Source organism: Clostridium sp. CM028 (assembly GCF_030585565.1).
In the GTDB taxonomy this organism is placed as follows: domain Bacteria; phylum Bacillota; class Clostridia; order Clostridiales; family Clostridiaceae; genus Clostridium_AD; species Clostridium_AD estertheticum_B.
This window is the reverse complement of sequence record NZ_CP077766.1, coordinates 3,602,649-3,622,515: the sequence shown is the minus strand read 5'-3', so window position 1 is coordinate 3,622,515 and position 19,867 is coordinate 3,602,649. Positions and strand designations below refer to the sequence as shown.

The 19,867-nt window shown below is 34.6% G+C and carries 19 protein-coding genes, 1 tRNA gene and 1 pseudogene; 3 read left to right on the top strand and 18 right to left on the bottom strand.

The annotated features are described in order from the left end of the window. Positions 1 to 134: 134 nt before the first annotated feature. A tRNA-Leu gene (locus KTC94_RS16930) sits at positions 135 to 221 on the top strand. Between the two features lie 181 nt (positions 222 to 402). Here KTC94_RS16930 and KTC94_RS16925 read toward each other — a convergent pair. The 12 genes from KTC94_RS16925 to KTC94_RS16870 all read right to left on the bottom strand — a co-directional run bounded on the left by KTC94_RS16925 (position 403) and on the right by KTC94_RS16870 (position 12,263). Continuing rightward, positions 403 to 954: a Fe-S-containing hydro-lyase gene (locus KTC94_RS16925; RefSeq protein WP_220320163.1), complete on the bottom strand. Its 552-nt coding sequence runs from the start codon at positions 952 to 954 to the stop codon at positions 403 to 405. A 12-nt stretch (positions 955 to 966) separates the two neighbouring features. After that, positions 967 to 1,809 carry a fumarate hydratase gene (locus KTC94_RS16920; protein WP_220285977.1) on the bottom strand — a complete coding sequence of 281 codons (843 nt, stop codon included), beginning with the start codon at positions 1,807 to 1,809 and terminating at the stop codon, positions 967 to 969. A gap of 74 nt (positions 1,810 to 1,883) precedes the next feature. Next, positions 1,884 to 3,056, bottom strand: a complete 1,173-nt coding sequence (locus KTC94_RS16915; protein WP_220285978.1) for an NADP-dependent malic enzyme — start codon at positions 3,054 to 3,056, stop codon at positions 1,884 to 1,886. Positions 3,057 to 3,291: 235 nt separating this feature from the next. Further along, positions 3,292 to 4,902, bottom strand: a complete 1,611-nt coding sequence (locus tag KTC94_RS16910) for an FAD-dependent oxidoreductase (protein WP_220285979.1) — start codon at positions 4,900 to 4,902, stop codon at positions 3,292 to 3,294. Positions 4,903 to 4,953: 51 nt separating this feature from the next. Then, entirely contained in the window at positions 4,954 to 5,634 is a 681-nt protein-coding gene (locus KTC94_RS16905; RefSeq protein WP_216301756.1) for a 4Fe-4S dicluster domain-containing protein, read from the bottom strand. Positions 5,635 to 5,695: 61 nt separating this feature from the next. Further along, positions 5,696 to 6,553 carry an FAD/NAD(P)-binding protein gene (locus KTC94_RS16900; protein WP_220285980.1) on the bottom strand — a complete coding sequence of 286 codons (858 nt, stop codon included), beginning with the start codon at positions 6,551 to 6,553 and terminating at the stop codon, positions 5,696 to 5,698. After that, positions 6,537 to 7,589, bottom strand: a complete 1,053-nt coding sequence (locus KTC94_RS16895; RefSeq protein WP_253198054.1) for a 4Fe-4S dicluster domain-containing protein — start codon at positions 7,587 to 7,589, stop codon at positions 6,537 to 6,539. Before KTC94_RS16895 ends, KTC94_RS16900 begins: the two co-directional genes overlap by 17 nt. Continuing rightward, positions 7,586 to 8,569 carry a 4Fe-4S dicluster domain-containing protein gene (locus KTC94_RS16890; protein ID WP_220285981.1) on the bottom strand — a complete coding sequence of 328 codons (984 nt, stop codon included), beginning with the start codon at positions 8,567 to 8,569 and terminating at the stop codon, positions 7,586 to 7,588. Before KTC94_RS16890 ends, KTC94_RS16895 begins: the two co-directional genes overlap by 4 nt. Further along, positions 8,557 to 9,021: a hydrogenase iron-sulfur subunit gene (locus KTC94_RS16885; RefSeq protein WP_165412857.1), complete on the bottom strand. Its 465-nt coding sequence runs from the start codon at positions 9,019 to 9,021 to the stop codon at positions 8,557 to 8,559. The genes KTC94_RS16890 and KTC94_RS16885 overlap by 13 nt, the downstream gene beginning before the upstream one ends. Continuing rightward, a complete protein-coding gene (locus KTC94_RS16880; protein WP_220320162.1) occupies positions 9,012 to 10,997 on the bottom strand; it encodes a CoB--CoM heterodisulfide reductase iron-sulfur subunit A family protein in 1,986 nt (661 codons plus the stop codon). Before KTC94_RS16880 ends, KTC94_RS16885 begins: the two co-directional genes overlap by 10 nt. A 47-nt stretch (positions 10,998 to 11,044) precedes the next feature. After that, entirely contained in the window at positions 11,045 to 11,455 is a 411-nt protein-coding gene (locus KTC94_RS16875; protein ID WP_216301752.1) for a 4Fe-4S dicluster domain-containing protein, read from the bottom strand. A 19-nt stretch (positions 11,456 to 11,474) separates the two neighbouring features. Next, complete coding sequence (locus tag KTC94_RS16870) at positions 11,475 to 12,263, bottom strand: CoB--CoM heterodisulfide reductase iron-sulfur subunit B family protein (RefSeq protein ID WP_216301751.1); 789 nt, start codon at positions 12,261 to 12,263, stop codon at positions 11,475 to 11,477. A 453-nt stretch (positions 12,264 to 12,716) separates the two neighbouring features. On the opposite strand from KTC94_RS16870, the gene KTC94_RS16865 reads away from it, so the two are divergent. Together KTC94_RS16865 and KTC94_RS16860 are read left to right on the top strand one after the other, a co-directional pair. Next, a complete protein-coding gene (locus KTC94_RS16865) occupies positions 12,717 to 13,604 on the top strand; it encodes a LysR family transcriptional regulator (RefSeq protein ID WP_165412853.1) in 888 nt (295 codons plus the stop codon). A 616-nt stretch (positions 13,605 to 14,220) separates the two neighbouring features. Next, on the top strand, positions 14,221 to 14,706 hold the full coding sequence (locus tag KTC94_RS16860) for a DUF4883 family protein (RefSeq protein ID WP_258876434.1): 486 nt from the start codon (positions 14,221 to 14,223) through the stop codon (positions 14,704 to 14,706). Between the two features lie 21 nt (positions 14,707 to 14,727). On the opposite strand, the gene folK is transcribed toward KTC94_RS16860, so the two are convergent. The 6 genes and pseudogenes from folK to pabB form a co-directional block, all read right to left on the bottom strand. Then, positions 14,728 to 15,543, bottom strand: coding sequence for a 2-amino-4-hydroxy-6-hydroxymethyldihydropteridine diphosphokinase (gene folK, locus KTC94_RS16855; RefSeq protein WP_220285984.1), 816 nt, complete (start codon positions 15,541 to 15,543; stop codon positions 14,728 to 14,730). 33 nt (positions 15,544 to 15,576) lie between these two features. Next, entirely contained in the window at positions 15,577 to 16,383 is an 807-nt protein-coding gene (gene folP, locus KTC94_RS16850) for a dihydropteroate synthase (RefSeq protein ID WP_220320161.1), read from the bottom strand. A gap of 41 nt (positions 16,384 to 16,424) precedes the next feature. Beyond that, positions 16,425 to 16,907: an HD domain-containing protein gene (locus KTC94_RS16845; RefSeq protein ID WP_220320160.1), complete on the bottom strand. Its 483-nt coding sequence runs from the start codon at positions 16,905 to 16,907 to the stop codon at positions 16,425 to 16,427. A gap of 209 nt (positions 16,908 to 17,116) precedes the next feature. Beyond that, a pseudogene (locus KTC94_RS16840) lies at positions 17,117 to 17,651 on the bottom strand (RNA-guided endonuclease InsQ/TnpB family protein); the annotation flags it as partial. Positions 17,652 to 17,663: 12 nt separating this feature from the next. Next, positions 17,664 to 18,437 (bottom strand): aminotransferase class IV, encoded by a 774-nt coding sequence (locus tag KTC94_RS16835; RefSeq protein WP_220320159.1) that lies wholly within the window; start codon positions 18,435 to 18,437, stop codon positions 17,664 to 17,666. A gap of 73 nt (positions 18,438 to 18,510) precedes the next feature. Then, positions 18,511 to 19,860 (bottom strand): aminodeoxychorismate synthase component I, encoded by a 1,350-nt coding sequence (pabB, locus tag KTC94_RS16830; protein ID WP_220320158.1) that lies wholly within the window; start codon positions 19,858 to 19,860, stop codon positions 18,511 to 18,513. Between the last annotated feature and the right edge of the window lie 7 nt (positions 19,861 to 19,867).

The window sequence follows — 19,867 nt, the reverse complement described above, 5'->3', positions numbered from 1 at the left end:
ATGTAATTTTATTTCAACACATTAATACTTAACATAAAACCTTTATCTATTAAGATATAAAATTTATTAATAAAAATATACTATAACTATTGCATTAATTATAAATATATGTTAGAATTCATATTGTCAGACATGCCGAAGTGGTGGAACTGGCAGACGCGCTGGACTCAAAATCCAGAGGTAGCAATACCGTGCGGGTTCGATTCCCGCCTTCGGCACCATAAGGCTTTCAAGGATTTCTTGAAAGTCTTTTTTTATGCCTAAAATGGCAAAAAGGTGACACAAAATTTTTATTCGTGGATTAGCTTTGCTATGCCCATATTTAAGTCTTTTATATTTAAAATAAATTTCTTTCAAAGAAATAAAAACTGTATTGGAATTTCCCAATACAGTTTTTATTTTTTATTTCTGATATTTTATTCTTTCTGTTTCATAAAGATTATTGCCTTTGGTGTCTATTATAACCACAGCCGGAAAATCCACTACCGTCAGTTTACGAACGGCTTCTGGACCCAAATCTTCAAAAGCAATAATTTCGCATTCTTTTATTGTATTAGCAATAAGAGCTCCAGCTCCTCCTATTGCAGCAAAATAAATTGCGCCATTTTTCTGCATTGAATCTACTACAGTTTGACTTCTAAGCCCTTTCCCAATCATTCCAGTAAGACCTAGTTCAAGCAATGGAACAGTCAAATCATCCATTCTATAACTAGTAGTTGGACCAGCAGAACCTATTATATTTCCAGGTTTAGTTGGAGCAGGTCCCACATAGTATATAATGGCATCTTTAGGATCAAAAGGTAACTCATCCCCATTATTAATTGCGTCTACTAGTCTCTGATGAGCTGCATCTCTACCTGTATACATGGTTCCTGATATTAAAACACTATCTCCCGATTTTAAATCCTTCAACTTCTCCTGTGTTAAAGGAGTAGATATATGTTTGATTTCCATCTTTTCCCCTCCCTATATAATTGTTACTGCATGTCTTGCCACATGACAGTTAATATTTACTGCCACAGGTAATCCAGCAATATGTGTTGCAAAAGCTTCCACATTTACAGCAAGGGCTGTGGTATTTCCCCCTAGTCCTTGAGGTCCTATGCCTAGTGCATTAATTTGTTCTAGTAAAGTTAATTCAATTTCTTTTAAATGCTCTGTTTCATTATGGCTACCAATATCTCTTGTTAAGGCCTTCTTGGCAAGATACATTGCCTTATCAGATGTGCCACCAATTCCAACACCTACAACAATAGGTGGACATGGATTTGGACCTGCAAGTGAAACGGCTTCTACAACAAAATCAAGTACACCTGCTAAACCATCTGATGGTTTAAGCATTTTTAATCTACTCATATTCTCACTGCCAAAACCTTTTGGGGCTATAGTTACTTTGACTTTATCCCCTGGTACAATATCATAATATATCACAGCCGGAGTATTATCCCCTGTATTTTTTCGTTTTAAAGGATCTTCTACAACAGATTTTCTTAAAAATCCCTCTTTATATCCACGTCGTACACCTTCGTTAATGGCATCTGTAATATTTCCGCCGATTAACTGAACTTCTTGACCTACTTCTACAAATACTACAGCCATACCTGTATCCTGACAAATTGGTACTTGATCAGTTTTTGCAATTTCAGCATTTTTCAACAAATTGGCTATAATATCTCTTCCTACCGGAGATGTTTCTTCCTTTTGGAATTTATGAAAGGCATCTAATACGTCTTCTCCCACATAAAAATTAGTCTTTATACTCATATCTTTTAAAGCATTTTCAATTTCTTTTACATCTACTTTACGCATGAATCCACAACTCCTTCCAAATATTTTTCTTGTAAAAGCTGTTCAAAAATTTTGAACAGCTTTTATTATTATTATTATATTCTAGCTACTCCAGATTTTCTAGCAGCTTCCATAACAGCTTCAGCTACGGCTTTTGCAACTCTTGGATCAAATGGTAGTGGAATAACATAGTCTTCATTTAAATCTTCATCACTCACAAGCTCCGCTAAAGCATTTGCTGCGGCAATCTTCATCTCATTATTGATATCACTTGCTCTAACATCTAATGTACCTCTAAATATTCCTGGGAATGCTAATAGGTTGTTTATTTGATTTGGAAAATCTGATCTTCCAGTACCAACAACTCTTGCACCGGCTTCTTTTGCTAAAGATGGTAAAATTTCAGGTACTGGATTAGCCATAGCAAATAGTATAGAATCTTTCGCCATAGTCTTTACCATATCTTGGCTTACTTGGTTAGCATCCGATACTCCTATGAACACGTCTGCTCCAACAATAACTTCCTTTAATGTACCACGTACTTTTTCTTTATTTGTAATCGTTGCCATCAAAGTTTTTTCTCCACCTAAATTTTCTCTTCCTTCATAGATGGCACCTTTTCTATCACAAAGAATAACATTTTTTGCTCCCATACTCATTAATAATTTTGCACAAGCAATACCTGCAGCTCCTGAACCGTTTACTACAACTTTAACATCCTGCATATTCTTCTTTACTAATTTTAGAGCATTAATTACACCAGAAGCAACAACAATAGCTGTTCCATGTTGATCATCGTGGAAAATTGGGATATCACATACTTCTTTTAGTTTCCTTTCGATTTCAAAACATCTAGGTCCACTTATATCCTCTAAATTAATACCACCAAAACTACCTTGAAGTAAACTAACCGTTCTTACAATTTCATCAACATCTTTAGTTTTTAGACATAAAGGAAAAGCATCAACATCTCCAAATGCTTTGAATAGTACACATTTACCTTCCATTACTGGCATTGCAGCCTCTGGTCCTATATCACCTAAACCTAAAACGGCAGTACCATCTGTTATAACTCCTACAAGGTTCCATCTTCTTGTAAGCTCATATGATAAATCTATATTTTTTGAAATTTCAAGACAAGGTTCTGCAACCCCCGGTGTATAAGCTATTGAAAGATCTTCCTTAGTTTTTACTGGTACTGCAGAAATCACCTCAATTTTACCTCTCCATTGTCTATGTAATTTCATTGCTTCTTCTTTAATATTCATATTTTTCATTCTCCTTTTTTGTTTTATTCTTTATTATGACAATAACTATTTTAATATTTCCTACCGACATAACCCAATATAATTTTATGAAGAATTCAACATGCTAATTATGAATTTTACTGTTCATATCACCACCTTTAAATCTACTACGTCAATTGATTTTATAAATATTAACTCTATTTTTGTTACGAAAAATAAATACTCTTATTCATAGTAAAAATCAAACTAAATAATATTATTTATCATTTTCTCTTCCATGGGTATAATGGGGCAGTAGTACAGGAGAAATCTTGTCTGTATTCACACCGTTTTCCTCAAGGCTTTTGTGGTATTCTTTAACATGGTCAAGGCTCAGTTCTTTTACTTTAACCACTTTGCACTTTTCACCTGCATGAAACCCTGTCCTACGTCCGAAAACAATAATATCTAATAGTGAATTACCCATCAATCTGTTTCTACCGTGTATCCCTCCTGAAGCTTCTCCTGCCACATAAAGGTTTTCTACCTTGGTTTGACCGTTTTCATCAATTAAAAGTCCTCCGTTTTGGTAATGAAGGGTAGGATATACGAGAATTGGCTCTTTTCTCATATCAATACCAAATTTTTGATACATCCTCAGCATGGCAGGAAGTCTTTTCTCAATCGTTCCTTCCCCATTGATGATTTCGATTAAAGGAGTATCCAACCATACACCCTTTACCCCTAAAGGTGTCTCAATACCATTATTTCTTACATGACATTCTCTAATGATTGCAGATGTTTCCACATCTCTTGTTTCAAGATGATAAGTAAATTGCTCACCATGGATATTTAGAGGTGTTGCCCCTAAACTACGGACCTTCTCCGTAACAAGTGCCCCAAAAATTTGAGAAGGGTATGCTACCCCAGTAGGGTGATACTGCACAGCATCTGCGAAGACAAGTTCTGCTCCGGCTCTGTATCCCAAAACAAGTCCATCCGCTGTTGCACCATAATGATTTGATGTTGGAAAACCCTGATAGTGAAGTCTTCCAGCACCTCCCGTGGTTATAATAACTGTTTTAGCCCTTGCGATTAAATATTCCTCTGTTTCAAGATTGAATAATACGGCTCCAGCAGCTTTACCATCCTTGTCTAATAGGATCTCCACAGCAGGTGAAAATTCCACCACTTCAATCCCTTTGTTAATCACTTCATCCCTAAGCACACGCATGATCTCAGCTCCCGAATAGTCGGCAGCGGCGTGCATCCTCTTTCTCGAGGTTCCACCTCCGTGGGTAGTAACCATTGTGCCATCCTCTTCTTTATCAAACATTACCCCAAGGTCATTTAACCATTTGATTGCTCCCGGAGCATCCTTTACAAGGGCATTAACAAGTTCTTTTTTGTTAGTAAAGTGTCCGCCACCCATTACATCCATGTAGTGTTTCGCAGGAGAATCTTCTGGCTTATCAGCAGCCTGGATCCCCCCTTCGGCCATCATCGTATTAGCGTCACCGAAACGTAATTTTGTGGTAATTAATACATTGGCGCCTTTTTTGTGAGCCTCTAGGGCTGCCGATGCTCCAGCTCCTCCCCCACCTATTATCAACACATCCACGTCATAGTTTACTTTAGTTAAATCCATGTCCAGATCTTGAAGTCTACTTTTAGCTTCAATAATATCCGCCAACTCTAGGGGAACCTTTGATCCTTTGTTTGGCCCTAAACTTAGATTTTTGAATTCATTATCTCTATAATCAGGATAATTTTCCTTTAATATATCTTCTTTTTCTTGGGGACTCATTCTCGGAAACTGAACTCCCAATCTTTGGGAACGGGTGGCCTCTACCTTCTTTATTAGCCCCCTCATTTCTGCTGTATACATTTAAATACCTCCCTGGTAAAACTATATTTTTATGTAATTCTAAGCTAATTTTTACGTTTCAATATCCCTTGTATTGTATAATCCCTTTAATTCATCAACATTTTTAGCCATTAGTTCTCTCAATGAATCATCATGCATGCCTTCTTTAATATGTTGTACCCTCTCTGTCAAATGTTCTGTTTCATGGGCAATGTATTTACCTGTAAGCCGGCGTGCAATCACCCCTACTTGGTAATGAGTTATATTGGCAGGACACCTAGAAGCACAGATTCCGCACATAACACAGTCGAAAGATTCATGGGCACATTTCTCAATGTCTCCTCTTTGGGCATAGGCAATATACTGCATAACATTAAGGTCCTGGGGGCATCCCTTCGTACAAGAGTTACATCCAATGCAGCTGTATATTTCAGGATAAAGCTTCATCATTGTATCAGCCGTCGGCTCTAATTCATTCATATCATATAATTTTTTGTCTCCAGGAAAGAATGGCAATTGAGTAAGATACATACCATCTTCAACCTTGGTTTGACATGCTAAACATACCTTTAATTCTTTCTTACCTTTAATTCTATATATCGTGGCACAGGCACCGCAAAAGCCCGACCTACATCCACATCCTCTAACTAATTGATACCCTGCATATTCCATTGAATCCATGATTGTAAGGCTTGAAGGTACAGAGTACTTTTTATTTAATATATATATTTCCACCATTTCTTTATTGGACATTTTATATGCCTCCTTTGTTTATACCTAATATCTAATGGGTTAAACTGTTTTAGTGTTTACATTAATATTCATCGGGAAGTTGATCTATTTCATCGCATCTAAATACAGGACCATCTTTACACACATATTTATCTCCGATGTTACAACGTCCGCATTTCCCTACGCCACATTTCATCTTTAATTCCAATGTGGTGTATACCTGATCCTTCTTAAATCCCATTTCTTCAAGCGTTTGAAGAACAAATTTAATCATAATAGGCGGTCCACATACCAAAGCCACTTTATTTGTGCTAAATCCAATCTCTTTAATATAACTGGGAACAAATCCTACATGTCCTTCCCATCCCTCGACTTCTCGATCAACCGTCAAATAAACGTCTGTATTAGACCTTGATGGCCAATTTTCAAAGATGTCTTTTGTCTGGACAAGATCTCCAGGCGTTCTTGCTCCATATAAAATATCTACCTTTCCATAATCGTCTCGATTATCCATTACATAGTTTATAACGGAACGAATGGGTGCTAGTCCTATACCCCCACCGATGAAAAGAAGATCTTTTCCTTTTAGCTCATCCTCTACCGGGAAATTATTTCCATATGGTCCTCTAATACCTATTTCACTCCCAACTTCCAAACCATGTAGATATTCTGTAACTACTCCACATCTTTTTACACTAAACTCCATATAACCCTTTTCTGTTGGAGAAGAAGTGATTGAGAAAATCGCTTCTCCAAGTGGAGGAACCGAAATCATCGCACATTGACCTGGCATATGTTCAAATGATTTTCCACCACCAGGTTTTGTAACCCTAAATGTAGTTACATCGTGTGTTTCTTCCCTAATGTCCACTATTTCAGCTAGTTCTGGCATTAAAGGATTTACATGTTTATGTTCATGTACATTACAATTGCAGCTCATTTTGTCCACCACCTAACTTTTTAATTACTTTAACAATATCCAAATGAACTGGACATTTTTCTATGCACCTTCCACATCCAACGCAAGCGTATACACCATTTTGTTTATTTGGATAATAAACAAGCTTATGCATAAACCGCTGTCTGAACCTTTCCTTTTGCGTTTTTCTGATATTTCCATGAGCCATCAGGGTAAAGTCCGAAAACATACATGAATCCCAGCAACGGAATCTTTCTCCAGATGTATCACCCTTAAAGTCACCAATATCGTAACAATGACAAGTAGGACATACATAAGTACATGAACCACAACCTAAACAACGTTCACTAAGTTCTCCCCAAATTTTAGATTCAAATAACTCCTTAAGCTCTCCCGTTATTTTTTTAGGGTCTATATTTGCTAAAGGAAGATTTTTAACTTTCACTTTTGTAGCCTCTTTCAATGCCTTTAATTCACTTATATCCTGCTCAGTTGCATCTTCTAAAATGTCCTTTAATTTCTCCGTTAAGTTTTCACCTTTTGATGTTTGTGGATTCCAAAGTATGCTATCTCCCATATCCCATGTGTTAACATCTACTTCTTTAGAAGCTGTCTGTGGTTCTATTCCAAATGAACTACAAAAGCAAGTTTCCTCTGGATCAAAACAGGCCATAGAAACGATGGTTCCTTTTTCTCGTCTTTCCTCGTATAAAGCATCTACAGGATCAACGAGGAATACATTGTCAAGTAGCTTAAAGCTCGCTGCATCACAATGTCTCACACCAAATAGTACATAGTCCTCTTTCTTTCCTCCTACATTTTCTAGTTCAAGTTTCTTTCCATCTCTTTTAAACTTTAAGTAGGTTTCACTTTGGGGAAAAATAAAACTTTTTGGTGAAATATTAGTTTTCAGTTTTTCTACATTCACCGTATCTCCTTGTTTCCACAGGTTGAAGTTTACATCTCCATCCACTTCAATAGGCAAAAACAATTCATAGGATTTATCAATCATACTAAAAAGCTGCGAAAACTGATTCTTTAATATTTTCTTCATCATTTTTTCCCACCTCCATGCGATGTAAAGGAATCACTATCATCCAGTTTATACATTCCGATTGGGGCTTGTTTAGATGGATCTACCCCTGCATCATATTCACCGTAAAGTTCATTTATATCTTTCATAATTTTACTATTTAATAGGTGAAGTGGGATATTTGCTGGACATACTCTGCTACATTCTCCACAGTCCACACAACGACCACCAACGTGATAAGCCCTAATAATATGATAAAACTGCTCTTCACTATCTAATTTTGCTTTACCTGATACGTCTGCCTTATCATTGTCAAAAATACATTTTACACAATTACATGCAGGACATATATTACGACAAGCATTACATCTTATGCATTTTGAAAATTGAGCAGCCCAAAAATCAGATCGCTGCTTATCTGTTAGGGATTCAAGTTTTTCCACATCTTTAAATCGTTCTAGTGGATCCACTTCTCTCCCTACAAAGTCCGACATCAACTGGTCATATACTACAGGATTCGGCTGTCTACATTTAATGCATTTGTCATATTCAAATTCACTTGCTGAAACCTTCTTTTCACCATCATTTTTCACAAATATAATTTCATCCCCAGATCTTTTCACGCTTAGAATGCCTTTATTTAACCCTCCTTTTTTTACTTTTTCTGGATCAATCATACCAGAGCAACTTACTCCATAGACCACAACCTTCGCGCGGTCTATTCTGTTATCATTTATCAGTTGGTTAAATCCAAGAGAATCGCATCCTTTTAAAAATATACCTACTTTTTTATTGTCCTTTAATTCCTTAAGTAAATATTTACTTAGGTTATTAACACAGAAGCAGTCCCATATTAAAGAATCTACTTTACCCGCTTCTGTAATAAATACGGGATAGGAATCATCAAAGGTATCTCCCTTTTCCCATCCTATAATTTTTTCTACTTCCCCATTTTCTAGGGCAAGTTTTGCGGTCGCTCTTATTTTTTCAGTTATCTTATCCATCTTTCATCCCTCAACTTTCTATTAGGACCAAGTTTATGAACTTTCTCTAATACATCATTCATAACGCTTGAAAATTTTTGTCCCTCTGCTGCTGAAATCCAATCCACTCTAAAACGTTCTTTTTCTATTCCCATAAATACAAGTAAATTTGTCAAAACTGAAAAACGTCGTCTTGTATGATAGTTTCCACTTGTATAATGACAATCCCCTGGATGACAACCGGCAATTACTACGCCGTCAGCTCCATGTTGGAATGCTCTGAGTATGAAGTTTTCACTTACTCTGCATGAGCATGGAACCCGAATAATTTTAACATTGGCAGGATATGCTAATCTGCTTGTTCCTGCTAAATCTGCTCCTGCATAACTACACCAGTTACAACAAAAGGCTACAATTAAGGGTTCAAATTTATTTTCATCTATTCCCTCGATTTTTTCGGCTTCTATCGACATATGGCATCCACCTCCGCTAAAATCTGTTTATTTGTAAATCCTTTAAGATCAATGGCACCAGGGCGACAAGCTACTGTGCATCCACCACAACCTTGGCAAAGTGCTTCATTTACCTTTGCAACTATTTTTGTAATTGTTTTCCCGTTCTCTTTAACTTCAATTGTACTTGATGAAATTGCATCATATGGACATATTTTAGTACACGCAAGGCATCCACTACAAATTGATTCATCTACTTCTGAAACACAAGGATTGTTAACCAATTTATCCTTACTTAATACCCCAATTACCTTTGCTGCTGCAGCACTAGCTTGTGCCACCGTTTCTGGGATATCTTTTGGTCCTTGGCATGCTCCCGCTAAATATATTCCTGCAGAATGAGTTTCCACTGGACGAAGTTTTGGATGAGCCTCTGTAAAGAAATTATTTGTATCTGTACTTATACCTAATATCCTTTTAATTGTAGTTGCATCGTCTTTGGCCTTAGTCGCCGCTGCGAGCACTACTAAATCTGCATCAATTTGAACTGTTTCTCCAGTCGAAGCATCAATAGCATTAACTTGAAGATTCTCTCCATTTGGAAAAACTTTACCAACCATACCTTTAATATAATGAACACCATATTCTTCAACAGCTCTTCGCTGGAACTCTTCAAAGTTTTTCCCTGGTGTACGAACATCAATATAAAAAACATAGGCTTCCATATCGGGATAATGATCCTTGAGTAACATTGCATGTTTTGCTGTATACATACAACAAATTTTAGAACAATAAGGTTTACCCCTAGAAGATTTGTCCCTTGATCCCACACATTGTATAAACACTACTTTTTTAGGCACTCTATGATTCGATGGACACACAAGATGGCCTGCTGTTGGCCCTGCAGCATTTGTTAATCTCTCAAATTCAAGAGATGTAATTACATCAGGGTGCTCACCATACTGATATTCTCCAAATTTATCTAAACCTATAAGATCATAACCTGTGCATACCACTATAGCCCCATATTGTTTTGTCATTTTAGTATCTTCCTGAGAAAAATCAATGGCACCCGCTGTACATACTTTTTCGCAAAGTCCACATTTCCCTGTTTTAAACTTGATACACTGTTCTCTATCTATAACAGGTACGTTTGGCACAGCCTGAGCAAAAGGCATATAAATAGCTCCTCTGTTATTTAAGCCTTCATTAAATTCATTTTTAGCTTTTTTTGAAGGACATTTTTCAGCACAAACGCCACAACCAGTACACTTGTCCATATCTACACTTCGTGTTTTTTGGTTAATGGTTGCTTCAAAGTTTCCCACATATCCCTTAACTGACTCTAGCTCACTGTAGGTGTATATGTTTATATTTGGATGAGACGCCGCATCTACCATTTTCGGTGTTAAAATACAGGCAGAACAATCCAATGTAGGAAATGTTTTGTCTAGCTGAGACATTTTCCCACCAATGCTTGGTGACTTCTCAATGATATCCACTTGATAACCAGCCTCAGCAATATCAAGAGCCGTTTGGATTCCTGCAATTCCTCCACCAATAATAAGTGCCCTTTTCGTTACATCTATTTTACCTGGTACAAGTTCGCTATTTAATGTTGCTTTAGCCACTGCAGCCCTAACAAGCGCTATGGCCTTCGGGGTTGCTATCTCTTTATCTTTATGAATCCAAGAACAATGTTCGCGAATATTTGCAACTTCTAATAAATAAGGATTTAATCCCGCTGCCTTTGCCGCTTTTCGAAATGTTGCCTCATGCATTCTAGGAGAACATGATGCTACCACAACTCGATCTAATTTTTGCTCTTTTATCGCATTCTTAATCAAATTCTGGCCTACTTCGGAACACATATATTGATAGTCTTTAGCATATACAACTCCAGGCATTTTTTCAGCTTCTTTTATAACTTTATCAATGTCCACGGTAGCTGCTATATTGCTTCCACACCAACAAACAAAAACTCCAATTTTCTGCAATTTGATTCCTCCTTTAAAATAACAGTATCATTATTTTTTTGTAAAAATTATTTATTATACTTTCTAAATGCACTTACAATTGCCTGCTGGGGCATTTTATCATCTATTTTTCCAAAGACCTCTTCAGCTTTTATTCTGTTTTCTCCTGTACGTCTAAGGATTATAAGCCTAACTGCCTCTAAAACGTTTGCAATATCTATATTCCTAGGACAACGCTGGGAACATGTAAAACATGAAGCACAAGACCAAATGGTTTTACTCTCTGTAACCTTGTCTAATTCTCCTGTCTGAAGTAATCTTATGACCTGATGAGGCAGGATATCCATACCTTCACTTGCAGGACAACTTGCTGAACATTTCCCACATTGGATGCAATCTTGTATCCTCTGCCCACTAATTTGAGAAATTTGATCTAACTCTTTTAATTTTTTGTCAGAATATATTTTCACTCTTTTCATTGCACTATCCCCTCCTATCTTATTTGACACCTAACGCTTCTGCTAAAAGCTCCGTGAAATAGCTGATAGATAGTTTATTTTTGGCCCCATCATTACTAATTTCTAGATTATATTTACAAAGTGGGCATGCAGTAACAATTTCTTCTACATCATTTTTTACAGCTGATTGAATTATAGTATTTGTCATCTTATTTACAAGATCCTTTTGATCTAAACAAAGATACCCTCCACAACACTCCGTTCTATAAGGATATATTACAGGAGTTGCACCAATGGCTTTTATAAAATCTTCTATAATAGAAGGGTTTTCTGGATCATCAAAATTCATTGTTCCACTGGGACGAAGTAGCAAGCATCCATAATATGCACCAATTTTACGGTTAGTAAGAGGATTTGTTACTTTTTTAGCGAGTTCATCAAATCCTATTTCATCCCTGAGCACCTCAAGATAGTGAAGGACTTCCGTCTCTCCCGCGTATGCTTCTGTTAGCTCCAAGTAATTGTTAACCTTTGTTCTTATGTCATCTTTGGTCCTCATATCTTCATTGACCCTTTTAATCACGTGATGGCATGCTGCACATAAAGTAACTAGTTTTTCACCTTTGTCCCGTGCTCCTGCTAGGCTTCTTACTGAGGATAATTTAGTAGCTATTTCATCAGTGGCCATGGGATATACAGCACCACAACACTGCCACTCCTTTTGCTCTTCTAACTCAAACCCCAAAACGTTTGCAGCATCCAGTGCAAACTTTTCTAATTCCTGAGCTTTCGTCTTTAACGTACAACCTGGATAATAACTATACTTCATATTTATTCATCTAGACTTTTAAACAAACGAACAAGTCTAGATTTACACCTCCCTTCGACTTTGTTAATATTTCAACACTTATTAATAGAATAATATGGCATTTATCTTTTTAACATTTATGATTTTAAAAAAACAGTGGTGTTTATTTAATTTATTGATAAAGCTATAACAAATGTTATTCTAAATTAAAAAAACCATTAAACTATGATATAATGGTCTAAGCTTATAAAAGAGTGGAATATACGTTGTGAATTTAAAACGATTACAATATTTTATCCCTTTAATCATGTTAATATTTTTACATTTATTAAAAAGAAGTACTGCTTTTCTCTTTTTAACATTTATGTTATTTTATTTAAATCCTTGTTAAAACTATAACACACGTTGTTATAAATTAAAACTATCATTTAACTATGATATAATAGTTAAAACTTATAATTAGGGGGATATGTTATGGAATTAAGACAGTTAGAGTATTTTCAAATGGTATGTCAATTAAATAATATTACACAAGCTGCCAAAAAACTTTATGTAACTCAGCCTTCTATTACCAATTCTATCAAAAATCTAGAAAAGGAACTGTCCATTGTGCTCTTTGACCGCTCTAAAAAACAGCTTTCCCTCACAGACGAAGGCAAAATCTTCTTAAAAAGAGTAGATGATATTTTAAGACAAGTAACCAATGCCGTTGCAGAAATGAAGGATTGCCAGGATCTTAAAAATGTGATCCTGACAATAGGTATCCCTCCACTGATCAGTACTTTTATATTTCCAAAAGTATTTATTGACTTCCAAAAATCACATCCAAATATTAAACTCAATATTTCGGAATATGGGTCCCTTACAACAAAACAAATGGTAGAAAATGGAGACCTTGATTTAGGTCTGATTATCATCGATTCCTCCGATAAGTCCCTAGCTTCCCTTCCCATTTTAAATAGTGAGCTCTTCGTTTGCTTAAAAAAGGAACACCCTTTAAGCAAACAACCAACCATTACATTTAAAGATATTAAGAACGAACCTATTATCCTACTAAAAGAAGGCTTCTACATCAGACAAAAGATATTAGAATCTTTTAATGAATGCAATATTCAGCCTAATGTTATTTTATCATCCACCCAATTAGAAACCATCAAGGGCCTTATTACCAATGGGGTTGGCATTTCTTTTTTACTAAAGGAAATTGTTGAAGATAATGAAAATATAACAAAAGTTCCATTTAGTACTGCTATTCCCATAAAAATTGCTCTCGTTTGGAAAAAAGATCGTTATCTATCCAACGCTTCAAAGGCATTTATTGATTTCTTAATTACAAACCCCATAACCCCTCTTAAGAGTTAATATTAGCTACGAATAATTTTATAATAAAATTAATTACATAATTTAAGATGATAGTGAACTACCCCCCCTTTAGATGCACTAAAAATGAATATGCTCTGATCAATGTAAATGAAGAGTATATTATTGAGTATAAGTGGAATCGCCTTAAACCAACTGTCGGAAAATTGGACAGTATAATAAAACCTCGATCCTACAAGAAATAATAAGATGTTATATGGAACAAAAATGAAAAAACCACCTGGCTTCAGGTGGTTCTTTCATTTTTGTTTTGATTTCTTAAAGCCTTTAGATAATTATATATATATGAGTTCTTTTGAAATCAATATATTTAACGAACCCTTTTTAATTTTTTTCGTCACCATATAAATATTAAAATATCCAAACATTACTATTTTGTGTACTAAAAGATAATTAATCAACATATTTTATTTAAAGGAGGTTAACTTATCTCCTAGGGAGCTGAACTGTCGTTAAATCATCTCCTGCGGAGCTGCATTTACGACTTCAGAAGGCGATTTATACTCCCACTGAAGTTTTATTTTTACTATAGTATGGAACTCTCACTTATAGAAATGGGAGACTTCCCTTCTGAACTGTCGTTAAAGGATGTGGTTATTTGAGTATTAATAAAAGCAAATGTGTTTTACTCGTAATTTGTGTGTTTTTTTCTTTAAGTTTCTTCGGCTGTAGATACAATTTTGATAAAAGCATTTTTATAAAAAGTAAACCAAACAATTTTTACTATACCAAGTTATTAATGAAAGATTTATCTCTAGAAAAGCCTACTGAGCATTATGCTCTATATATGAATTTTTATAAGAAGGAAGATTTTTCCAATGAGGATTTATCTTCATTCACCAAGTTTTTTAATTCATTAAATAATGATAGTTTCATAGATAAGCCAGCGAACTTACCAGATAAACCAATATATAAGATATTTTTAACCTTCAGCAAAAATAAATATATGATAAATGTCTATAACGAAAAATTCATTTCCATATATCCCTGGGATGGCTCCTACAAAATGGATTACATTGATACAAGTAAAATGTACAAAGCCTATAATCTTTATGGATTATGCAAATACCTTATACCTAAATAAGGTATTTGTTTTTTTATCCGGTTATTCCTTTAAGGATGCCTTGATTTCAATTATAGATTTATTTAAAATTGGATGCATAACATAAGGTGCTATATCACACAGTGGCTCTAAAACAAACATTCTTTCCTGCATTCTTGGATGAGGCAATATTATTTCATCTAAAGAACTAATAATATCATCATACAGTAGTACATCCAAATCTACTGTTCTAGGACCCCATCTTATAACTCTCTCCCTTTTTAATTCTTTTTCTATAGATAGCAGGAATCTTACAAGCTCTAATGGATTTAAAAGTGTTTTTATTTCAATAGCACAATTTAAGAAATCATCTTGCTCTAGATATCCTACTGGCTTAGTTTCATAAAATTTTGATGTTTTTGTTATTTGGGTATGATAAGAATTGTTTATAAGCTCTAATGATTCTTTCACATTTTTCTCTTTGTCCCCCATATTTCCACCTATACCAATATACGCTGTATGCCATTTTCTATCTATTTCTACCGCTGCATATTGAAGTGGTTTTCCAATAGGCGCCCAAGGTTTTTTTATTTTAACCTTTACTCTTTGAACTAAATCATATTTTAAGAGTATAAATTCAGCTAATTTTTCTGTAGCTTTCTCTATTAAATCATAACTTTCCTTATTAAATTCTTCCTCAACCAATTGACAAAGCTCACCATAATGAACCGTCCTAGTTAAATCATCAGTGATGCCTGCCTCTCTTAAACTAAGGAAAAGCTCCAATGAAATTAAAAAACGTTGTCCTAAGGTTTTTTCTTCCTTAAAGACACCATGGTGTCCGTAAACCTCTAAATCTTTTATATACATTTTGTCCATAGTATTGTCTCCTTTATAAATAAGGGTGTTTTCTTAGCTTCTACATATAGCATCTGTCATAACGCAAACCCTTTTATTCTCTAATACATCGTGTACCCTTATAAATTCGCAGCCCTTCATTATTCCAATAGTTGTAGTTGCAAGTGTTCCCTCAAGCCTATCACTTGCAGGTAAGTCTAGTGCAAACCCTATCATGGATTTTCTTGAGGTTCCTAGAAGTACAGGATACCCTAAACTATTTAGCTTTTCCAGGCTATTCATAGTTTTTAAATTATCTTCATAACTTTTTGCAAAACCAATGCCTGGATCCAAAATAATATTTTCTTTTTTAACTCCTGCTTTTAGTGCAATTTGGATACTTTCTTCCAAATCATTAATTATATCACAAACTAAGTTAGTATAATTTTTATTATCTCTATTGTGCATTAAACAACAAGGCACATTATACTTAGCAGCAACGCTTGCAATATATGCGTCCTTCTTAAACCCCCATACATCATTAATCATTGCTGCCCCTGCCTTTACTGCAAGCTCTGCAACTCTGCCTTTATATGTGTCCACAGAAATTGGGACGCTTATTTCCTTCTTTAAAGCCTCTATAATAGGTACTACCCTTTTAATTTCTTCTTCTTCACTTACGGGGTCATGTCCAGGTCTTGTGGATTCGCCACCAATATCAATAATATCTGCCCCGTCAGCAACCATTTTTTTCGCATGATTTATTGCTGAGCTAATATCCCTAAATTTTCCGCCATCAGAAAAGGAATCAGGAGTTACATTTAAAATCCCCATTATGTAAGTTCTTTTTCCTATTTCAAAATTTCGGTTTCCTATTTCCATAAACTTCCTCCTCATAATCTCATTCACTCTCAACTGTATTCCTAGTATGTTACCTTGAAATTCCTCTTCTCTACTGGCCATTTACAGCCATCAATAGCTTCGCAATTAAAACAATTTCTTGAAAGCTTGTCACACTTATATAATACATCACTTAAACTATTTAAATTTTCAGTATTGCTTCTATGTTTTCCTATAGCCTCTAGAATCTCATCTATTTCCTTAGCACTATATTTGCACTGCTTTAATATGTTTTTAGCAATTTCCTGGCTAGCAATATCATGAGGTGTTCCATTTTCATATTCTTCTCCCCGACCTATATCATGCAAAAGTGCAGTTGTATAAATTATGTGTTTTGGTATATTCAAATGCTTTTCTAAACTCGTTATGTACATAAGTCGTGCCACGTCTAAAAAATGCTGCATATCATGCAGGCAAAAGTCTCTATGTTCTTCGAAGTTTTCTATCTTCCTTAAATTATACACAAAGCTATAGTTTTCTATAATAAGATTTATTTTATCATTCATTAAATTATTATCTATAATTTCCACCGTTGCCAAAAATCTATATAAATCTATAAATATTGTTTAATTCCCTGTTCAACGTGTCCGATTTTGCAATCTTTTCAGATATGCTACTTTGGTTTATATAACACTCCAAGGGCTTAAATTCCCATACAACGCATGGTACATATTAGTAGTATCGTTTAAGTGATTAATTATCATCTGCGATGCTATTAAACTACTAATTCATATCTACTTAGATTGATACTTGCATTATAATCTCTATCTATAACACAGCCACATTCCTCGCAGATATATGTTCTAACTGATAATGAAAGTTTTGGCTTTATATGACCACACTCACTACAGGCTTTTGATAAATGTCTATTTTTCATCATTCCTTTTATATTAAGTGTTTCCATAACAACTCTTGAAGGCTTGGTTTTCACTATCATATTCGTTGCTTGGTGATTATGATTACTTCTTATATTAGTTATTTTTCTATGAAGTAATTTAATCTGCTTTTCGATTTTTATAACATTACTTGTTTTGACAAACTTACTCCATTCTTTATTTTTAGGTATTTGCAAGATACCCTACGTTGTAATCTACGTAGCCTTTTTTCATGTTTTTTACACTTTTTGTTTTGTTAATATTTTTAAATGTCATTCCATTGGAACATATAGCAAGGTCTTTTATTCCGACATCTATCCCAATGCTCTCACTTGTTAATGCTACTATTGGTTGTTCTTTTTCTATTCCAACTGATTTAGGGTAGCCTTATTCCTTATGATTTTCTACATATCTATCATAATACCTTTTTATTTCAGATACAACTGTGCTTTCATTCACAACTTTATCTTCGATCTTATTCACCTTCATTATACCCATAATACTATTAGTTATAAAAACACCCTCAGCTTTCATTAATTCTTCTAATGTAAACTCGCCTTCTTGTACAATAAATCCTATAGGCAACAAATTTCGAATAACAAAATCTCGTACTATACCCGGTAATAACCCACATTTAATCTTTGGTGTAAATATAATTCCATTCTTGATGAAAAATATATTGCTTACAGCTCCCTCACTTATAAATCCCTCTGTGTTTAGAAATAGTGCTTCATTGTACCCTTTATCTATAATTTTATCTCGTTCAATTATGTTTTCAATGTAGTTGAGGGATTTCATATATGTTAAATTTGAATGCGCATTTCGCCTAACCTCACTTAATCCTAATGCAAACCCTTCATCATAATCACTTTGTTTATAGGCCATTTCTCTTTTAGTAATTATAGTGTTTTTCTCAGATACCATAATTTTGAGCACGCAGTTTTTACAATTGAGTTTTTGAGTAGCAGCATAAATTTCTGTTTCAGTAATTTTTTTATTTACGTTTAGTGTGTTAAGCCCTCTATTTAACCTTTCTATATGCTCAGCTAGAAATAATGGTTTTTCTTTAACTAATATAGTCTCAAATGCTCCCCTTCCAAATGAAAACCCACTATCTAAGGATATCTTATCCACACTTAATTCACCATTTACAAATATCATAATACCCCCTTAGGTTCCACCCATGTGACACGTGGCAAATTCTATAATTTAGTTTACAACTTTATTCACCAGCCTATAACACTCGCATTAACGCTTTTGCTTTATCTAAGGTCTCATCATATTCACATTCTTCATTGGAATCCCACGTTATTCCACCACCTACACCAAAATAGGCTTTATTGTCTTTTATTAAGATCGTTCTAATAATTATATTCAAATCTACATTTCCGTCAAACCCTAAATATCCAAGCGCGCCCGTATATATGTTTCTACGCACAGGCTCTAATTCCTCAATAATTTCCATGGAGCGTATTTTAGGTGCTCCTGTTATGGACCCTCCTGGAAAACAAGCTTTAATGCATTCTAGTGAGCTTACCGGCTCTTTTAATTCACCTACTACTGTAGATACTAAATGAAATACTGTACTGTACTCCTCTAATTTAAAAAGTTCCGTTACTTTAACTGAACTCGGCTTACAGACTTTACTTAAATCATTTCGCTCTAAATCCACCACCATTAGAAGTTCAGACTTATCTTTTTCGCTATTTATAAGTATGTTTTTATTTTTAAGATCTTCCCCTGCATCCATCCCTCTTGGCATAGTTCCTTTTATAGGTCTAGTTTCTACCATTCTATTTCTAATCCGCAAAAATCTTTCTGGAGAAGAACATATTATATTAAAATTTTCAAAATTCATAAATGCAGCAAAAGGAGCTGGATTTATATTTCTTAGATCTTTATATATTTCATATGCGCTTTTACGAGTGTTACAACTAAATCTTTGAGTTAAATTCGTGATATATATATCTCCACTTTTTATATAAGCTCTTACCTTTGATACAGTATTTATATAATTGTTCTTTTCAAAGTCCGACGTAAATTTATTCTTTATAACTCCTACTTTTTCATATACAATTTTATTGCCCTTTTGTATACGCTGCCTAATACCTTCAATACTGTCTTTCTGAGATTTAAGTATTCCTAGCGCAGATATATAAATACTTTTCTTAAAATTATCTAAAATTATAATGTTATCATAAAAATTATAATAGCAGTGAGGTATATCTACATCATCCTTTGCTATATTGGGTAGCTCTTCAACTTCCCTAGCCAGGTCGTAGGAAAAGTATCCTATACCGCCAGATACAAAAGGCAGCCCAGTATTATTTTCTATAGCGTATTCTTCAATAATTTTATTTAACTCTTCAAATGTATCCCCTTCATATACTTCTTTTCCCTTATAGCACGTACCATTTTTACTTTTAAAGGTTAAAAAGCAGTTAATCCCTATAAAAGAATATCTTCCCAACGTTTTCTCGTCTCTAGCACTATCCAATAATATAGTATTTAAATCTTCTTTAAATAGTGAATATATACCAAACCCATCAAGGTTAGTATTAACTTGTTCAATTATCAGTTTCATTTCTTCT